Here is a 17,623-nt window from a genome sequence, read left to right as displayed (position 1 = left end):
GCCATGCGCCGCATTGCTGCATTTCCCTGTCTTTTGACCATTTGTACTACTGCTTCCCTGCTTGCACCCTGCGCAGCCCAGGCTGGCCAAACAGACGCCAAGGCCGCGCCCACCAGTGGCACCGTTGAATACAAGTCGAACGTCTCTGAAGTGGACTCCTGCAATCAGGCCCAATACCGCATGCCAGCCAATGCAACCGCTACGGCCATGCGGCTCTCAACTGCCATCAAAGGTGAATACGCCACCTTCACCTGCCGGGTGAAGTGGAGCCTCTCGCCCGCTGCTCGGCCCACCTATCGCCCGATTTTGTTCTCCCCTTCAGCCTGACCCCCATGCCCCGTACGAATCAGCCATCTCCGCGCACCGTCAAGTTGCAGATCCTTGGCGCAGTGTTTGTGCCAATGGGATTGCTAGGCCTATGGCTTTATTCCAAAGGCTTCTGGTGAACGCTTAAAGGCGCTTCCTCGGACTCGCGATTGCGGCGATGGCTTCCAGAGGTGATGTACCGCATGGATCACCACGCCCCAGATCAGCAGGTCGGGATCGTCGCCTTGCAAGGCAATGGCGGGGCTAGTGGCATCGCTGGCTACCAGGCGCCGATGGGGAGATGTTCCCTCCAGTCGCCGCAGCAGAAAGCGCCCCTCGTGCACGGCGACCACGATGGAGCCAGAACGGGGCCCCACACTGCGGTCGACCACTAATAGATCGCCGTGATGAATGCCCTCTCCGCGCATGGCATCGCCGTCTACCCGCATCAAAAAGGTGGAGCTCGGTCGCGGAATCAGGGCTCCGTTTAGATCGATTGTTGCCTCGATGTAGTCATCGGCAGGGCTGGGAAAGCCTGCGGCCACGGTTTCGCCGGCCAGGGGCAAAAGCAGGGGCTCGAGGTCGTGATGCGCTGGCTGCAAGGGACCAAGCCAGATCAGATCGCTCGCCATGGCAATCCCCGAAGGCCGCGACTACAGGGCAGATGGTACACCTGTACTCTTTGCGCTGTGGTCGCGGCTCAATCGCCGCAGCCCCTGCGCACCACCTCGTTGCGCAGGGCGGCTAAATCGCCTGCATCGGGGAGCTGGGGTTCAAACAGCAGAGCCCAGGCCAGCGACACATCTCCTGCTTCCAGGGCCGTTTCGATCGCTGCCAGCCAGGCAGGGGGGCTCTGGCCTAGGGAGAGGATCAGGGCCGCGGTGCGGGCCATCCGCTCGGCGTCCGCACCCACTAATTGCACTTGGGCAAAGCTGCCCTCTGCCGCCTGCTCAGGTCTCAGGCGCAGCAGCACCACCTCGCCGGGGGCAATGGGGGCCAGGGGCCAGGCCAGGGGGGCGCGGAAGGGGCGCCCGGCAGGCGCAAGCTGCTGCCAAACCAGCTGTCCATGGCGCTCGATGCGGAGCTCCAGCAGGGGTTCGACCACTACGAGCAGGGGCCTGGGTGTGGGCACCAGGCCAATGGCATCACCTTCTGTCACCGGCTCCACCCGGGGGGTCACCACGCAGACCGCTACTGGATCCACCGGCCGCTGCAGGGCCTGGACAGAGTTGGCAAGCAGCCAGCCCAGCCCAAGGATCATCAGCAGAGCTGGGCGAAGGTGCTGCTTGCTCAACTGAAGCTGCCGAATGCCGTGCCAGAGAGAAGATCGCCAAAACTACCCACGGGGGTATAGCCACCGCTGCGGCGCATCAGCACTTTCAAAAAGGTGGTGTTGAAGTCGACAGTTTCAAGAAACCGCACCCCCACATAGGAGGCCGACTCCAGCCGATCGACCCAGAGGGAGCTGGCCCGCAGCCGGATCGGATCGCCGAAGATGGGGTGGTGAATCGTGAGGGTGCCGACCAAACCAGGCACTACAGGCTCGCGGATGGGAAACAGCAGGCAGGCACCAGAGGAGCTCACATCCCAAAGGCGACCAATAAACGACATCAGATCGACATGAAAGTCGATCTGAATTGTCATGCTTATTGAGGGCACGATGTGCCTCTCCTCTTTCCTTGGGGAAGGATCCGGCATCAAGTCAAATGCAGGCGGATATTCGTAAACATCCGCGTGTGCACATCACCCAGTAATTTGTTCCCATCGTACTGAGGCGACTCGAAAACCCAACTGAGAAGAAGCTGAAGATTTAGATCTTGGCCAGGAGGTATTCAGCCCGCGGCACGGCTTAGGGCACCGCCGCAGCTGGAGCCCCCTCCGGCGGTGCAGCCAAAGCAATGATCTGCCACTGCCACCCCATCTCCCTGCGGATCCCAGCCCAGCAGTTCGCCCAGATGGCGCTTGGGCCGGCCAGCTGCGCTTAGTCCAAGCTGCTGGTTGAAATCGCAGTCATAAAGCCAGCCCTGCCAGTCGACACTGATCAGGGAGCGACACATGACCCGCTCGAGATTCGCGCCGCAGTGCTTGTTTTGCAACAGGGCTTGGTAGGCCTCCAGCTTTCCCTGGGCTTGAAGCCAGCTGGCAAAACGCTGGATCGGCATATTGGCAAGGGCGTAGAGGCTGGTGAACACCACCCCGTAGTCGGCGGCGAGCACCCGGCGGTAGTCGGCCTCCAGCTGGGCTTGGGGAGGGGGTAGGTCAGGCCCCTGGGGGTTGTAGACGAGCTGCAGCTCTAGGCCGCTGCCTGGCTGGCCGTAGCCAAGGGCATTGAGATGACGTAGTGCCTCGATGCTGCGCTCAAACACGCCGCTGCCTCGCTGGCGATCAACATTTTCGGCGGCGTAGCAGGGCAGGGAGGCCACCACCGTGACGCCCTGATCCGCCAGGAAACGGCCTAAATCAGCCTGGCCTGGTTCCGACAAAATCGTGAGGTTGCAGCGATCGAGCACCTCGACGCCAAGCTGGCGGGCAGCCACCACCAGCTCCCTGAACTGGGGATGGAGCTCCGGCGCTCCACCGGTGAGGTCGAGGCAGCTCAGCTGGCGAGCCGCCAGAACATGCGGGATCAGGGCCAGGGTGGCCGGATCCATCATTTCGGTGCGGGATGGTCCAGCGTTGACGTGGCAGTGGCTGCAGGCCTGGTTACAGCGGTAACCGAGGTTCACCTGCAGGGTTGTCAGGGGTCCCCGCTGCAGCGGCGGGAAGGCCGTTGCTGGCCCTTGGGCTCCTGTTAGGGGCGGGGCGGAATGGAGTTGCAATCCCCGTCCATTTGCGAACACCACCATCCTGCCGCCTACCCATGAACGAGCATGGTGAGTCGCTGGAACCGAGTTTGCGATGTTGCAGCAGCCCCCCCGCGGCTACGTGACCCTGGCTCGCCTGGGTTTGGTGGCCAATGGCCTGGCTATTCCCCTCGGCCTGGCGGTAATCCTGCTGGATCCCACCTGGCGCACGGCCAATCTCGTTGTGGGCGCCAGTGCCGTGCTGCCTACGGCCGTGGTGGGCCTGGTGGGCTCGATCGCCCTGCTCAAGTGGCGTGCCTGGGGACAGATCCTGGCGATCGTGGCCCTGTCTATGGCCCTGGCGGTGGGGCTGCCTTACGGAATCGTGCGCATGGCGCTGCTCAGTGAGGGCCGATTGCTCACCGCAGTGCTTTCTGGTCTGCTTTGGGCGGCTACGACTGCTGCGCTGGTGTTCTGGAGTCGACCCAGCATTCGCCGGTACTTGATCTGAGCTGGCCGGTCTGTCGCCGTAGCCACCAGCCCTCGAATCAGGGGAGTAATTTTGTAGCAACGGCTACATAAGCGGACGGGATTGCCGCATTGGATGCCCCCACAAAGCGTTTTCAAATCGATCCCATGCCCAGCTCGCACCGTTACGCCGCCCTGCAGCAGATTCAGCGGCGACGCCCGGTGGCGACAACTGCTGCAGCCCCCTTCGATGAGCTGTGGGCTAGCGATGTGTTCGGCCTTCAGGCGATGAAGGAGGCCTTGCCTGGACGCATTTTTAAGTCGATCCAGCGCACCATCCGGGAGGGCGGCAAGCTCGATTTGTCGTTAGCCAACGCCGTGGCCGACGCCATGAAGACCTGGGCTACCGGGCGTGGAGCGCTGTATTACGCCCACGTTTTTTATCCGCTCACCAACTCAACGGCAGAGAAGCACGACGGCTTCATTTCGCCCAAAAGTGATGGTCGGGTGATCACCGAATTCACAGGCAAGCTGCTGGTGCAGGGCGAGCCAGACGGCTCCTCCTTCCCCAATGGCGGCATCCGCTCCACCTTTGAGGCCCGCGGCTACACCGCTTGGGACATCACCAGCCCCGCTTACCTGATGCAGACCCCCAACGGGGTCACCCTCTGCATTCCCACCGTTTTCGTTTCCTGGACCGGTGAGGCCCTAGATAAAAAAACGCCGCTGCTGCGCTCCAACGCCGCTATGAACCGACAGGCCCAGCGCCTGCTGCGTCTACTCGGTGAAACCGACGTAGCTCCGGTGAACTCCAGCTGCGGTGCCGAGCAGGAGTATTTCCTGGTCGACAACGCCTTCGTCGCCCTGCGCCCCGACCTGCTCCTCGCTGGCCGCACCCTGTTTGGCGCCCCGCCCGCCAAGGGCCAGCAATTCGACGACCACTACTTCGGAGCCATCCCCGAGCGAGTGCAGGTCTTCATGCAGGACGTGGAGCAGCAGCTCTACCGCCTGGGCGTTCCCGCCAAGACTCGCCACAACGAGGTGGCACCTGGTCAATTTGAAATTGCGCCCTACTTCGAAGCCGCAAACGTCGCTACCGACCACCAGCAGCTCACCATGACCGTGCTCAAGGCCACGGCCAAAAAGCACGGCTTCGCCTGCCTGCTACACGAAAAGCCCTTTGCGGGGATCAACGGCTCGGGTAAGCACGTCAACTGGTCGATCGGCAACGCCACCCAGGGCAACCTGCTCGACCCGGGCCAAACGCCCCACGACAACCTGCAGTTCCTGCTGTTCTGCGCCGCCGTGATCCGGGGCGTCCACAGCTACGGGCCGCTGCTGCGGGCCGTGATCGCCACCGCCGGCAACGATCACCGCCTGGGCGCCAATGAGGCTCCCCCGGCGATCATCTCGGTGTATTTGGGCAGCCAGCTCGAGGACGTGTTCAACCAGATCCGCGAGGGCAACCTGCAGAGTTCCGCCAAGGGCGGAGTCATGACCCTGGGAGTGGACACCCTGCCGGAATTCACCAAAGACCCCGGTGATCGCAACCGCACCTCACCATTTGCTTTCACAGGCAACCGCTTTGAATTCCGCGCCGTTGGCTCCAACCAGTCGGTAGCCGGGCCCCTGGTGGCGATGAACACGGTGCTGGCCGATTCGATCGGCTGGATTGCCGATCGGCTGCAGAGCCAGCTCGAAAGCGGCACCGCCCTAGGAGAAGCGGCCTTCAACGTGCTCCAGCAGGTGATGCGCGAGCACGGATCCGTCGTGTTTGGCGGCGACGGCTACTCCAGCGAATGGCATCGCCTGGCTGTCGAAGAGCGTGGCCTGGAAAACCTGCGCACCTGCGCCGATTCCCTGCCAGTGCTGCAGCGCCAGGAGGTGCGCGAGCTGTTTGAGCGCCAAGGAGTGCTCAGTGCGGTGGAGCTGGAGAGCCGCTTTGAGGTGTACGCCGAGCAGTACGTGCTGGCGATTGAAGTGGAGGCAAAGCTGGCCCTGCAGATCGCTCGCACCCAGGTATATCCAGCAGCTGTGCGCTATCTAGGCGAGCTGGGCCAGGCCCTGCAGGAGCAGCAGGCGATGGGTCTGCATCCCAATCTCAAATTGCGCAATCAGTTGGGCGAACTGCTTGAGCAGCTCAACAACGGTTGCGAGAGCCTCGACCAGTCCCTACATGCCGCGCCCCACGGCACCGAAGCCCACATGCGTCACTGCGCCGACAGCCTGATGCCGCTAATCGGCGACCTGCGCTCGGCGGTGGATGGCCTGGAAGGTTTGGTCGACGACGACCTCTGGCCCCTGCCCAGCTACCAGGAGATGCTGTTCATACGTTGATGCCTGGCGGCCTAGCAACCTGCAATACCGGAAGATGTTGTGAAGGTGACAGTTTCGATCTGGCACAAGGGCCATGATTACCAGTAGAGCAGCGAAGCCAGACATGCCAGCAGTGCGCACCCAATCCCCCAGCCATGTGCGGATCTACCGCCTAGTCGATCGTCAGGGCGCCCCCCATCCGGTGCTCGACGACCTCTACGAATCTCTAGATGCCGCATGGAGCGAAGCGCTTGGCTGGTGGAACGACCACTGCGGTGGCAGCTCAGGCCCTGTGGAGATTGGCGTTGAAGTGAGTACTGCCAGCGGAGACTGGCGCACCCTACGGTTTCCAGGTTGCTGAATCCCTTGCTGCTGCCACCTCTCTCGAGTTGCGCGAGACAGCTGATTCAGGTCACCTGCACGCCCTTCCAGAAGGCCACCCGGCCACGGATGTTGGCGGCAGCCTCCTTGGGCTCTGGATAAAACCAGACCGCATTGGCGTTCACCTGGCCATTGACCACCAGGTCGTAGTAGTGAGCCGTGCCCTTCCAACCGCACACGCTGGTGTGGCTGGAGGGGCGGATGCAGTCGGGGTCAAGGGCTGCGGCGGGGAAATAGGCGTTGCCGTCAACCTTGACGATGTCATCGCTGCTGGCAATCACCTGACCATTCCACTGGGCTTGCATGGGTCTTGGGGCGCAATTAAGGGCTGATTGTGGCAAGCACCGGGGGTAGGGATGGAGGCGGCAGGTGGGGTGTGGGATCCAGGGCCAGCAACTCGGCGCCCTGGCGACGCAGTTCGAAGTGCAGATGGGGGCCCGTCGCCGAGCCGGTCATGCCCACCATGCCCAGCGGTTGCCCCTGCTCCAGCCAGACGCCGCTCACCACGATGGCCTCGTGCAGATGGGCATAGAGCGTCTGCCAACCCTCGCCATGGTCCAGCAGCACCGTGGTGCCGTAGCCACTGATCGACTCCACCAGCAGCACCCGTCCGGCCCGGGAGGCGAGCACCACCGTGCCCTGCGGCGCCGCCAGATCAACGCCGGTGTGCAGCCGCCAGGCAGAGCGCCGCTCCGAGTAGCGCCAGCCCCAGGGGTCCAGGCTTTCGGCGGGTTGGGCCAACGGGTAAGCCAGGGGCGGCGGCGAGTTATCAGGTGTTGATGTCTGCAAGATGCCCCGGGCCAGAGATCCCTCCGATCCGGGGAGCCGCACATCCGGCACTGAAACGTGGCCCGGAAGCTCCAGGGGCATCGGGGGCCGCAACCCCTGGGGCTCCGCGGTCTGGGCCCGCAGCGGCGGCTGGCCAGCAACCGCTGCCAAAAACAACGGCAACAGCACGGACCAGCTCCGGTGGGTCATGGCTCAGGGGATCTGGCTCAGCGCCAATCGGGGTCGTAGATCCGCAGGGTGCCAAATCCCAGCGACGCTGGCGAGGGGTTGGGACCGGCTGGGTAGGCCGTCACCTGGAACATGTAGGTGTCGGAGACAGCCGGGTTGTTCCAGGGCTTGAGCACAACGGTGAGCGTGCTTCCGGGCTTAATGGGCTCAGGGAAGCTGAGGGTGAAGCGGCGCGCATCGCTATCGAACTGAGCCTGCACCGGCACGCGGGGACCCTGCTGGCGCGGCCGGCCCAAAAAGGCTGAGGTGCGATCCACAAAGAATGGAAAGCTGGTATCCACGCCGCGGGTCTGCTGAATGGTGAGGCCGCCGAGGGCGGCTCCGGCGTCGGCATCGAGGCTGATCGTGAAGTAGTACTCGGCGCTGGTCTGCCAGACGGTGGTGTAGAAGCTCACCAGATCAACCTTCCACGGAGCCTTGGTGAAGTAGGTGGCCCCCTTGAGTTCCAGGGCTCGGGCGGCGGGGATCGCAAGCGGCGAGATTGCGGGCACCCCGGTAATGCAGCTGGCCAGGGCCCAGCCGAGCGCAACGGCGACGCGTCGAAGACGGGGCACAGGCACTAGGGCATTAAGCAGTTGGCAAAACGCTAGGAGCGGCCCGCAGGAATGGCTGGGGATCCTGATCGCGGCGATGGCCCACCGGAATCGGCTGTCCTTGGGCCGTGCTGCCCTCGGGATCCAGGCTGGCGGTGGCCTCCAGGGCCTGGCGCAGGCGCCGGGCCGCATGCAGCGGCATGTCCCGGGGCACGCTGATGCGATCGCGCAGGTAGCGCAGGGCAGGGGCAGAGCCCGCCGGTGCTGGCAGGGGCTTGGCGTGGATCAGGGCCGTGAGAGCTGTGCGTAGCGGGACATCGAATTTTTCCGCTCCCAGGGGGCTGCGGCCAAGAATTGCCGCTCGGTGCTTGATCACCCGGCTGAGGGCAAAAGCTGCCGCATTGGCCGGTTCGGCTTGGCTGGTTTCCGGGTCGGGGCTGCCCAGGGGCCAGGGGCCCCGATCGATTTGAGTGGCTAGTGCTTGTTGGTTGGCATCTCCGCTGGCATAGCAGCCACCCATCTGGGGCGGTAGGTCGTGGGCATGGGTGTGGAAGTCGCTCTGGGTGCCTAAGTAGCTGGGGCGCTGCTCCAGCGCCTCAAACCAGCGGCCAATGGCCGGATGCTCACTGCGCAACAGAAAGCCCTTGTAGTAGGCCAGGCTTGCTGCCATGCGCTCCACGTAGGGCACGAACACCAGATCAGCGGTGCCTAGCTCGCCAAGCAGAAACGGCCCACATTGCTGGCTGAGCGCCTGCTCAAAGTTGCCTGCAATGCGCTGAAAAGCCGCCTTGGCAGCTTGCTCCTGGGCGGGCCGCAGCCCCGGACTGCAGAGCCATTGGCACCAGGCACGAAACAGCAGGCGCTCCAGTTGGCGCAGGGGCAGCACTGCCGGATCGTTCATGCCCAGTCCCAGGGGCCCGAAGGCCCCCTCGAGGGCTTCAAGAATGCGGTCGCTCTCGGTGATCAGGCGGCCATCGAGCTCAAGCGCGGGCAGCATCCCCGAAGGAACTAGCCGTTTGAACCAAGCCTCCTTATCGCCGTAACAGAACATGGTGACCTTGCGAATCCGGTAGGGGATCCGCTTCTCTTCGAGCCAAAGCCACACCTTCTGGCAGTAGGGGCACCAGGCATGGTGATCGCGGAACAGGGTGACCCGCACTGCCTCCTCCGGCTGACCAAACAAACGCAGCCGGGCCTGGGCGCTGGTGGGACCGTTGACTGGATCGGCTGGGGACGCACCGAGGCGTTCGAGCTCTTGCCAATCGAGCACTCCCTCGGCTTTCGACTCCATGCCTATCGCTGCAGCAGCCTTGGTTCTAGGAGCTCGCGGGGTGCTCGGTGGCCTAACTAACTTTCAAGAGCGAAGTTCCATAACAGAGATCCAATGTTCGACGCCTTCACCAAGGTTGTTGCCCAGGCTGATGCCCGTGGCGAATTCATTAACGCCAGCCAGATCGATGCCCTCGCAGCGATGGTTGCCGAAAGTAACAAGCGCATGGATACGGTGAACCGCATCACCTCCAACGCTTCTGCCATCGTTACCAACGCTGCCCGCGATCTCTTCGATCAGCAGCCCGCCTTGATCGCTCCAGGTGGCAACGCCTACACCAGCCGCCGCATGGCTGCTTGCCTGCGCGACATGGAGATCATCCTCCGCTACGTCACCTATGCCATTTTCAACGGCGATGCTTCCGTGCTGGAAGACCGCTGCCTCAACGGCCTGCGTGAGACCTACCTCGCCCTCGGCGTTCCTGGCGCTTCTGTGGCAGAAGGCGTTCGCAAAATGAAGCAAGCTGCTATCTCGATCGCTAACGATCGCAACGGCATAACCCCTGGAGATTGCTCCGCCCTGATGTCCGAAGTTGGCACCTATTTCGACCGCGCTGCTGCTGCAGTCGGCTGATTGGGCACAAGCCCAGCAATGTCCCTCTGGCAGGAGCCCAACGGTTCAACCAGAGGGTTTTTGGGTTTCCGGTTGCACTGGAGATCAAGAGCCAAGGGATGGGGCCAGGCAGCTCAGCTGAAGACCTCAATAGTGAGCATCAGGGCATCAGTCACGACGGATTGCTTCACTCCGCGGCAGCTAACTAACTCGTGAACCGATCCAACCGTGAACGGATCCAACATCAAAAAAGGGCTGAGGACCAGTCATGGAGTTGCCCAGTTGGCCCTCTAGACCCTCTCTGCCGTCGATCCTCGGCGGCACATTCGGCGGCTTCTAGTCAGCGACGTCCGTCCCAAGATTGGGCTGCCAGCCAACACAGGGCGGAAGGGATCAGCGTTCTCGTGAACGGTGTCATTTGCTACCCACAGGACTGCAGCGCTGCACGATTGTGGCCGGGTGAACATTAGAGGTCACCTTCCTTCATGGCCCAAGTCCCCATCGCTGGCGGCGGTCCAACCCCGCTCGCTGTCTTTGATCGATTCCGCACCCAGCTTCTCGCCAAGGTTCAGGAGCCTGAACTGAAGCGTTACGCCGTGATGCTGCTCGCCTTTGGTGCTGGCCTGCTGCCGCTGATGGCAGGCTCCGCCAAGGCAGCCTTGGCGAAGGTCCCCACCGACGGCGCCGACACCCTGCTGATGCTGATGGGTTCAGCCCTGGTTCTACTTATGACCCCAGGCCTGGCGTTCTTCTACGGCGGCTTCACCCGCGCCAAGAACGTGCTCAACACCATGATGATGAGCTTTTTCCTGATGGGGCTCATCGGTGTCGTCTGGGTTGTGATCGGCTACTCCCTCTCCTTCGACACCGGCTTCGGCAGCCCCTTCATCGGTGGTCTCGGCCAGATGTGGCTCAACGGCGTAGGCGGTGAGCTCGGTGATGCTCCACTCGCTGATGGTTTCGCCATCTCCGCTTCCTCCTTCGCCCTTTTCCAGGGCATGTTCGCGATCATCACCCCGGCGCTTATTTCCGGCGCCCTTGTGGAGCGGATCAACTTCAAGGCCTGGTTCTGGTTCTCCCTGCTCTGGAGCCTGTTCATCTACTGCCCCATGTGCAAGATGGTTTGGGGCGGTGGATACATCGGTCCCTTTGGTGAGATCGGCGCCATCGACTTTGCCGGCGGCACAGTTGTTCACATTGCTGCAGGCGTGGCGGCTCTGGTGGCCACTGCGATTGTGGGTCCGCGCAGCGGCTTCCCAGGCAGCAAGCGTCCTCCCCACAACGTGCCCTTCATCCTCTTGGGTGCAGGCCTTCTCTGGTTCGGCTGGTTCGGCTTCAACGGCGCCAGCTACTTCGCTGCTAAGGGTGCCGGCTTCTCCTTCCTGACCACCACCCTGTCGGCCTCAACGGCCCTGCTCACCTGGTGCTTGATTGAGTGGTTCCGTGATGGCAAACCCACCGCCGTGGGAGCCGCCACCGGCGCCGTGGCTGGTCTGGTGGGCATCACCCCCGCCGCAGGCTTCGTCTACATGCCCCAGGCTCTAATCATCGGTGCGGCGACCTCCATCGCCTGCTATATCGCAGTTCAGGTGAAGTCGGCCATCAACTTTGATGACTCCCTCGATGCCTTCGCCGTCCACGGCGTAGGTGGCACGGTGGGAGCCCTGCTCACCGGCGCCCTAGCCATCCCTGCCCTGGTGCCGGCCGACTACTTCCCCAAATCGGCAGCAATCCTCGCCAGCGGCGGCAACACCGCCCTGTTCGTGGCCCACGTCAAGGCCGTGCTGATCAGCTACGGGTTTGTCGGCATCGGCACCGCGGTCATTCTCTGGATCGTTGGCGCCACGGTGGGCCTGCGGGTCACTCCTGAGCAGGAAGAACGTGGACTCGACTTCGTCGCCCACGGGGAAGAGGCTTACGACCCCACGACCAACTGAAGCTGAATCACCATGAAAATGATCACGGCAATGGTCCGCCCTTCCAAGGTGGAAGCAATCAAAACAACCCTCGTCGGCCTCGATGTGGTCGGCATGACTCTTGTCGATGTCCGCGGTTTCGGTCGACAGAAGGGTCAGGTGGAGCGCTACCGCGGCAACGAGTTCACCGTTGACTTCCTACCCAAGTCCAAGATCGTTGTGGTGGTGACTGACGACAAGTTGGAAGCCACCCTCACTGCCATCCTCGAGGCCGCCCGAACCGGTGAAATCGGTGATGGCAAGATCTTCGTCACCCCCGTTGAGGAAGCCATCCGCATCCGCACCGGTGAGCGCGGCGACACGGCGATCTGATCACCCACCTCTTGATTTGATGTGGTGTTTCCATCTGGGACACCTCAACTGCCCCCCGTCAGGGGGGCTTTTTTATGGCTGCTGACAATGCCACCAGCTTCCCTGGATTCGTCGCTGAGCTGGGGAGCACCCTTCCGCCCAAGGACTTCACGCCATAGCGTGAGGTCCTCCATTCCTTCATCTCCAAGCCCCATGAACAGCTCCTACGACCTGATCGTGCTGGGGGCCGGCTCGGGTGGTCTAGCTGCTGCCAAACGGGCCGCAAGCTATGGCGCCCGGGTGGCGATCGTGGAGGGCGATCGGGTGGGTGGCACCTGCGTGATCCGCGGCTGCGTGCCCAAAAAGCTGCTGGTTTATGGCTCCGCTTACAAACATTTGCTTGCAGATGCAGCCAGCTATGGCTGGGAAATCGAGGGGATTCGCCGCAACCCCAGCACCCTGCTGGCCAATGTGCGCGCTGAGGTAGATCGGCTCAATCAGCTGCACCTCGGCTTTGTTGAGAAAGCAGGGGTAGAGCTGGTGCGCGGCTGGGGCTGCTTTGAAGACGACCACACCATTGCCGTTGGCGAGCGCCGCCTGGGGGCCGAGCGAATCTTGATTGCGGTGGGGGGGCGGCCCCAACGGCCAGCGATTCCAGGGGCAGAGCTGGGCTGGGTGAGCGATGAGATGTTTCTGCTGGAGCAACTACCGGAGCGCCTTGTGGTGGTGGGTGCTGGCTTCATCGCCTGTGAATTCGCCTGCATCCTCAATGGCCTTGGCGTGGCCGTGACCCAGCTGGTGCGCGGCAATCATTTGCTGCGGGGCTTTGATCTTGAAGCTGCCAAGGCGGTCCAGGAGGGCATGGAACAAGAGGGTATTGAGATTCGCTTTGCCCACAGTCCTGCAGCTATCACTGGCAGTGCCGGCAACCTCAGCGTCCACACCGAGGCTGGCGAAATCATTCCTTGCGGTGGGGTGTTGCTTGCCACCGGCAGGCGCCCTTTCCTGGAGGGCCTGCGCCTTGAGGCAGCGGCTATCGCCACTGAAGCCAATCGCATTCCAGTGGATAGGGAGCAGCGCACCAACGTGCCCCATATCTATGCAGTTGGCGATGTCACCGACCGCATCAACCTCACCCCGGTTGCCATTGATGAGGGACGCGCCTTTGCCGACAGTGTCTATGGCACTAGCCCGCGCCAGGTGGACCACAGCCTGGTGGCATGTGCGGTATTCAGTCAGCCGGAGCTGGCCAGTGTGGGGCTCAGCGAAGAGGAGGCGATCCAGCGCCATGGCCCAGGGGGCGTGCGGGTGCATCGGGCCCGTTTCCGGCCGATGAGCCAGGCCTTGCCGGCCAGGGGGCCCAGGGTATTGCTCAAGTTGGTCGTGGAGCTGGAAAGCGGCAAGGTGCTGGGCTGCCACATGGTGGGCGAGCACAGCGCTGAAATTATCCAGATGGCAGCCATCGCCATTGGCATGGGCGCCACTAAGGCCGATTTCGATCGCACCATGGCCCTGCACCCCTCGGTTGCCGAGGAGTTTGTGACCATGCCGAACTAGACCCTGAGCCGGCTTTTGCGCCAATCATCAGCCAGCATCACCACCAGCGGCGCCAGCAGGACCATCGGCAGGGCCCGGCTGTCAATTGGCACCATCGCCGCTAGCCGCGACAGGGGCGGCCAATAGAGCAATAGCGCTGTGAAGAGGATTTCAGCTGCTATCCCAAGCCAAAGCAGGGGATTGCGGCGCCAGCCCTGTTGCACCAAGTTGACGAAGGCGGAGCGATGCTCACTGCGGCAGGCCATCGCCACACCGATTTGGCCGGCCACGATGCAGGTGAAGGCCACACTTGAGGCCTGCTGCTGGCTGGCCACGAGCGCTGCTCCGGCCTGGCCATGGAGAAGCAGGGGGGCTGCCAGCCTGAGCTCGGCCCAACCCACACCCTGCTGCTGCCAGCTGAGCAGGTAGGCCGTCATCGACACCACGGCTTCGCTCAGGCCCAGCACCAGATAGGCACGCAGCATCAGGGGCCTATCCAGTAACGGCGCTGTGCGGGGCCGGGGCGGTTGGCGCATCAATCCAGATTCGGGCGCCTCGGCGCCTAGCCCTAAGGCGGGTAGTAAATCGGTGCCCAGATCCACCGCCAGGATTTGCAGCACGGTTAGGGCCGCCGGGATTTGCACGGTCACCATGGCTAGAAACGGAGCCATCTCGGCCACGTTGCTAGCCAGCACGTAGGGCAGGAACTTGCGAATGTTGGCCACAACCCCGCGGCCAAAGCGCACAGCCGTGACGATCGTGGCGAAGTTGTCGTCTAGCAGCACCACATCGGCGGCCTCCCTTGCCACATCGGTGCCCACCAGGCCCATAGCTATGCCCACATCGGCCGCCCGCAAGGCCGGCGCATCGTTTACTCCATCGCCAGTGACCGCAACCACTTCGCCAAGGGAGCGGTAGGCCTGCACAAGCCGTAGCTTCTGCTCCGGGGCCATCCGGGCAAACACCAGCCGGTTGCGGTATTTGAGCAGCTGGCGCAGGTGCACATCGCTGATCAGCTCGAGCTGGTCGCCTTGTATTACCCGCACCGGATCAGCCTGGGGGTGGTTGTCACCCTTGGCCGGCATATCCAGCAGGCCGATCTGGCGAGCTATTGCCTGGGCGGTGAGGCCATAGTCGCCAGTCACCATCGTGACCTTGATCCCAGCCTGGTGACACTGGCGGATCGCCTCAGGCACCTCCGGCCGGGGCGGGTCGTAGAGCGCGATCAAGCCCAACAAGTTGAGCTTTTGCTCCAGTTGATCGGCTGGGGCTTGCTCCTCTGTGGCCTCGAGACTGCGCTGGGCCACGGCGATGACGCGGTAGCCGCGGCAAGCAAGGTCGTCGTTGGCGGCTACTGCCTGGGCGCGGCCCGCCGGACTACAGCGCTCTAGTAGCTCCAGGGGTGCCCCCTTGGTGATCAGCTGCAGCCCGGCCTCGGTGGCCACGATCACGCTCATTCGGCGCCGATGGGAGTCAAATGGCAACTCCCGGCTGCGGGGATGGCGCTGCTGATGCACTTCGAGGCCCAGATCTCGAGCCTGGGCTGCCACCAGCAGGGCGGTTTCAGTGGGATCGCCGAGGGCTCGGCTGCCGTCACCGCTGGCTTTGAGCTGGGCGTTTGAACAAAGGCAGGCCGCCAGCAACAGCTCGGCTTCTGCACCTCGATCAATCCCTGGCTGCTCGCCTACCTGGGGCAGCCAGATCTCCTCCACCGCCATGCGGTTGCAGGTGAGGGTGCCGGTTTTATCGCTGCAGATCACGCTTACCGAGCCGAGGGTCTCCACGGCAGAAAGCCTGCGCACCAGTGCTTTCTGACTGGCCATGCGCTGAACGTTGATCGCCAGGGCCAAGGTGACCGTGGGCAGCAAGCCCTCGGGCACGTTGGCAACGATGATCCCCACAGCGAACACCAGGCTTTCGAGGGGACCCATCCCCACAAACAGAAGGCTGAGGCTGAAGGTGATCGCCCCCATGATTAAGGCGATGGCTGTGATGGTGCGCACGATGTGGCCCACCTGCTGCTCCAGGGTGCTGATGCCCCTGGGTGTGGCGGCGGTGAGGTGGGCCACATGGCCGAATTCGGTTTCACCGCCGGTGGCGTAAACGATGGCCTCGCCGCGACCGCCGGCCACGCTGGTGCCCGCCAAAACCAGATTGGCCCGTTCCCGAGTCGGAATCAGGACAACTTTGTCTGCCGCAGGTGAGTCGATGGCATCGGCATGGCGCGCCACTGGCTGGGATTCGCCAGTGAGCACCGAGAGATCCAGGCTCAGTTCGTTGGCCTGGATCAGGCGAGCATCGGCGGGCACCTGGTCTCCCTCCTCCAGCAGGATTCGGTCGCCCGGCACGAGCAGCTCGGCATCGAGCTCGGTGAGTTCACCGTTGCGCCAGAGCCGCACCTGGCGGGGTAGGGATCGCTTCAGCGCCGTCAGGGTGCGCTCGGCTTGGTAGTCCTGCCAGAAGGAGAACAGGCCGTTGACCAGCACAACCGCCCAAATAGCCCAGCCCAGCTGGGGGGTGCCCGCCGCAAATGCCAGGGCTCCGGCCACCCAGAGCAGCAGGGCCATGAAGTGCACCAGTTGATCGACAAACCTCAGCAGCAGGGAACGGCGGCGCTGGCTTGGGAGGCGATTGGCTCCAAACCGCTCCAACCGCCGCTGGGCCTCTGAGTCGCTCAGGCCTTGGAGTGTGGACTGCAGAGTTGCCGGCACTGCCTGCGCTGGGATGCTCCAGATCGGCTGGCTGGCAGAGAGCTGCATGGCGAGTTCAGCTAGCCGGTGGGGCAAGCCCCTTCTCGTCAAACACCCCTTCAAACAAAACGGAACTCAAGTAGCGCTCGCCCGAGTCGGGCAGCACTACCACGATGGTTTTGCCGGCGTAGGCCTCCTCTCGGGCTAGCCGCAGGGCGGCCGTGGCTGCGGCACCACAGGAGATGCCCGCCAGGATTCCCTCTTCCTTCATCAGCCGGCGGGCCATGGCCACCGCCTCCTCGTCGCTAACGGTTTCGACCCGATCCACCAGGTCCAGATCGAGGTTGGCGGGCACAAAGCCAGCGCCGATGCCCTGGATCTTGTGGGGACCGGGCTTGAGCTCCTGCCCTGCCTTGGCCTGGCTGATCACTGGGCTGTTGTTGGGTTCAACTGCCACCGAAACCAGTGGCTTGCCCAGGGTTCCCTTGATGTAACGGCTGACGCCAGTGATGGTGCCTCCGGTGCCCACTCCAGCCACGAGTACATCCACCGATCCTTCGGTGTCAGTCCAGATTTCGGGGCCGGTGGTGTCGTGGTGGATCTGGGGGTTGGCCGGATTGGAAAACTGCTGCAGAAGGACGTAGCGGTCGGGATCGGAGGCTGCCATTTCCTTGGCAGCGCCGATGGCGCCGGGCATGCCCATCCTTCCTTCTGTGAGAACGAGTTGGGCGCCGTAGGCCGTGAGCAGTTTGCGGCGCTCCAGGCTCATGGTTTCCGGCATCGTCAGGGTTAGGGGGATCCCCTTGGCGGCGGCCACGAAAGCCAGAGCGATGCCGGTATTGCCGCTGGTGGGCTCCACCAGCTCCTTGCCAGGTCCCAGCAGTCCCTCCTGCTCGGCGCGCCAAATCATGGCTGCACCGATGCGGCACTTCACCGAAAAGGCAGGGTTGCGACCTTCAATCTTGGCCAGTACGCGGGCCTTGCATCCCTCGGTGACCCGATTGAGCTGCACTAGGGGGGTTTTGCCGATGGTGAGGCTGTTGTCGGCGTAAACGCTCGTCATCCGTTTGGGGGAGCCATTCTCTTCGCGCACCCTAGGGATGCTCTGCCAAGCGAACAGCAAGAATTAGCCTGTTTTTACAGGTCTTGTGGTCAACAACATCGATCTGCAGTCGGTGAGCCAACTCGATGCCTCACGCAAGGCCTTGGGCTTGGCCCCTGGGGTTGACCCGACTGGGGCCCGCCGCACCCCGGCATAAGCGGTGCTTATAGGATCCATCAGCAGGGCTTTGGCGTCTCCCGGACGGCCTTCTCACCAATCCCGCAATCTTCCGTTACAGTCCTGTTACGCAATGTTCTTGCGCTCGACGGGATTCCGTCTGGTGGCTTGCCACCTTCCATACCCGTTCCTCTGGAACACCCTCTTCTCGTTCTCATGACAACC

Annotated in this window: 18 protein-coding genes; 8 read left to right on the top strand and 10 right to left on the bottom strand. The window is 63.1% G+C overall.

Annotated elements, in window-relative coordinates; all coding sequences use genetic code 11:
* The coding region (locus KBY99_RS14470) for a hypothetical protein (protein ID WP_315858002.1) at positions 1–327 on the top strand (327 nt) is incomplete at its 5' end.
* An 89-nt stretch (positions 328–416) separates the two neighbouring features.
* On the opposite strand, the gene KBY99_RS14465 is transcribed toward KBY99_RS14470, so the two are convergent.
* The 4 genes from KBY99_RS14465 to arsS form a co-directional block, all read right to left on the bottom strand.
* Positions 417–938, bottom strand: coding sequence for a LexA family protein (locus KBY99_RS14465; RefSeq protein WP_254999768.1), 522 nt, complete (start codon positions 936–938; stop codon positions 417–419).
* Positions 939–1,006: 68 nt separating this feature from the next.
* Positions 1,007–1,600, bottom strand: a complete 594-nt coding sequence (locus KBY99_RS14460; protein ID WP_254999766.1) for a hypothetical protein — start codon at positions 1,598–1,600, stop codon at positions 1,007–1,009.
* Positions 1,597–2,004: a PilZ domain-containing protein gene (locus KBY99_RS14455; protein ID WP_254999764.1), complete on the bottom strand. Its 408-nt coding sequence runs from the start codon at positions 2,002–2,004 to the stop codon at positions 1,597–1,599. Before KBY99_RS14455 ends, KBY99_RS14460 begins: the two co-directional genes overlap by 4 nt.
* Positions 2,005–2,138: 134 nt before the next feature.
* Positions 2,139–3,152: an arsenosugar biosynthesis radical SAM (seleno)protein ArsS gene (arsS, locus tag KBY99_RS14450; RefSeq protein WP_254999762.1), complete on the bottom strand. Its 1,014-nt coding sequence runs from the start codon at positions 3,150–3,152 to the stop codon at positions 2,139–2,141.
* Positions 3,153–3,204: 52 nt separating this feature from the next.
* Between arsS and KBY99_RS14445 the strand changes: the two genes are divergently transcribed.
* From KBY99_RS14445 to KBY99_RS14435, 3 genes are all read left to right on the top strand, one after another.
* Positions 3,205–3,600 carry a Hepatitis C virus core protein gene (locus tag KBY99_RS14445; RefSeq protein ID WP_241518200.1) on the top strand — a complete coding sequence of 132 codons (396 nt, stop codon included), beginning with the start codon at positions 3,205–3,207 and terminating at the stop codon, positions 3,598–3,600.
* A 125-nt stretch (positions 3,601–3,725) separates the two neighbouring features.
* Positions 3,726–5,894, top strand: a complete 2,169-nt coding sequence (locus KBY99_RS14440; RefSeq protein ID WP_254999761.1) for a glutamine synthetase III — start codon at positions 3,726–3,728, stop codon at positions 5,892–5,894.
* Between the two features lie 103 nt (positions 5,895–5,997).
* Positions 5,998–6,234 (top strand): hypothetical protein, encoded by a 237-nt coding sequence (locus tag KBY99_RS14435; protein ID WP_106502412.1) that lies wholly within the window; start codon positions 5,998–6,000, stop codon positions 6,232–6,234.
* Between the two features lie 46 nt (positions 6,235–6,280).
* On the opposite strand, the gene KBY99_RS14430 is transcribed toward KBY99_RS14435, so the two are convergent.
* From KBY99_RS14430 to KBY99_RS14415, 4 genes are read right to left on the bottom strand one after another with little or no spacing between them, the layout of a single operon-like run.
* On the bottom strand, positions 6,281–6,559 hold the full coding sequence (locus tag KBY99_RS14430) for a DUF427 domain-containing protein (protein ID WP_254941654.1): 279 nt from the start codon (positions 6,557–6,559) through the stop codon (positions 6,281–6,283).
* A gap of 16 nt (positions 6,560–6,575) precedes the next feature.
* Complete coding sequence (locus tag KBY99_RS14425; RefSeq protein ID WP_254999759.1) at positions 6,576–7,232, bottom strand: M23 family metallopeptidase; 657 nt, start codon at positions 7,230–7,232, stop codon at positions 6,576–6,578.
* Between the two features lie 17 nt (positions 7,233–7,249).
* Positions 7,250–7,825, bottom strand: a complete 576-nt coding sequence (locus KBY99_RS14420) for a DUF2808 domain-containing protein (RefSeq protein ID WP_254999758.1) — start codon at positions 7,823–7,825, stop codon at positions 7,250–7,252.
* Positions 7,826–7,838: 13 nt separating this feature from the next.
* A complete protein-coding gene (locus KBY99_RS14415; RefSeq protein WP_254999755.1) occupies positions 7,839–9,095 on the bottom strand; it encodes a glutathione S-transferase family protein in 1,257 nt (418 codons plus the stop codon).
* 93 nt (positions 9,096–9,188) lie between these two features.
* On the opposite strand from KBY99_RS14415, the gene KBY99_RS14410 reads away from it, so the two are divergent.
* The 4 genes from KBY99_RS14410 (at position 9,189) to gorA (ending at position 13,510) form a co-directional block, all read left to right on the top strand.
* Complete coding sequence (locus tag KBY99_RS14410; protein ID WP_254999754.1) at positions 9,189–9,707, top strand: phycocyanin subunit beta; 519 nt, start codon at positions 9,189–9,191, stop codon at positions 9,705–9,707.
* 464 nt (positions 9,708–10,171) lie between these two features.
* Positions 10,172–11,623: an ammonium transporter gene (locus KBY99_RS14405; protein WP_254999753.1), complete on the top strand. Its 1,452-nt coding sequence runs from the start codon at positions 10,172–10,174 to the stop codon at positions 11,621–11,623.
* A gap of 12 nt (positions 11,624–11,635) precedes the next feature.
* Positions 11,636–11,974 (top strand): P-II family nitrogen regulator, encoded by a 339-nt coding sequence (locus KBY99_RS14400; protein WP_254941649.1) that lies wholly within the window; start codon positions 11,636–11,638, stop codon positions 11,972–11,974.
* 192 nt (positions 11,975–12,166) lie between these two features.
* A complete protein-coding gene (gene gorA, locus KBY99_RS14395) occupies positions 12,167–13,510 on the top strand; it encodes a glutathione-disulfide reductase (RefSeq protein ID WP_254999752.1) in 1,344 nt (447 codons plus the stop codon).
* On the opposite strand, the gene KBY99_RS14390 is transcribed toward gorA, so the two are convergent.
* Complete coding sequence (locus KBY99_RS14390) at positions 13,507–16,248, bottom strand: cation-translocating P-type ATPase (protein ID WP_254999751.1); 2,742 nt, start codon at positions 16,246–16,248, stop codon at positions 13,507–13,509. The genes gorA and KBY99_RS14390 overlap by 4 nt on opposite strands.
* Before the next feature lie 7 nt (positions 16,249–16,255).
* Positions 16,256–17,242 (bottom strand): cysteine synthase A, encoded by a 987-nt coding sequence (gene cysK, locus KBY99_RS14385; protein WP_254999750.1) that lies wholly within the window; start codon positions 17,240–17,242, stop codon positions 16,256–16,258.
* Positions 17,243–17,623: the final 381 nt, after the last annotated feature.

It is taken from the genome of Cyanobium sp. Maggiore-St4-Cus (genome assembly GCF_024345615.1).
GTDB lineage: Bacteria > Cyanobacteriota > Cyanobacteriia > PCC-6307 > Cyanobiaceae > Cyanobium_A > Cyanobium_A usitatum.
Note: the sequence above shows the minus strand (reverse complement) of the source record. Positions and strands in the feature narration are given on the sequence as shown.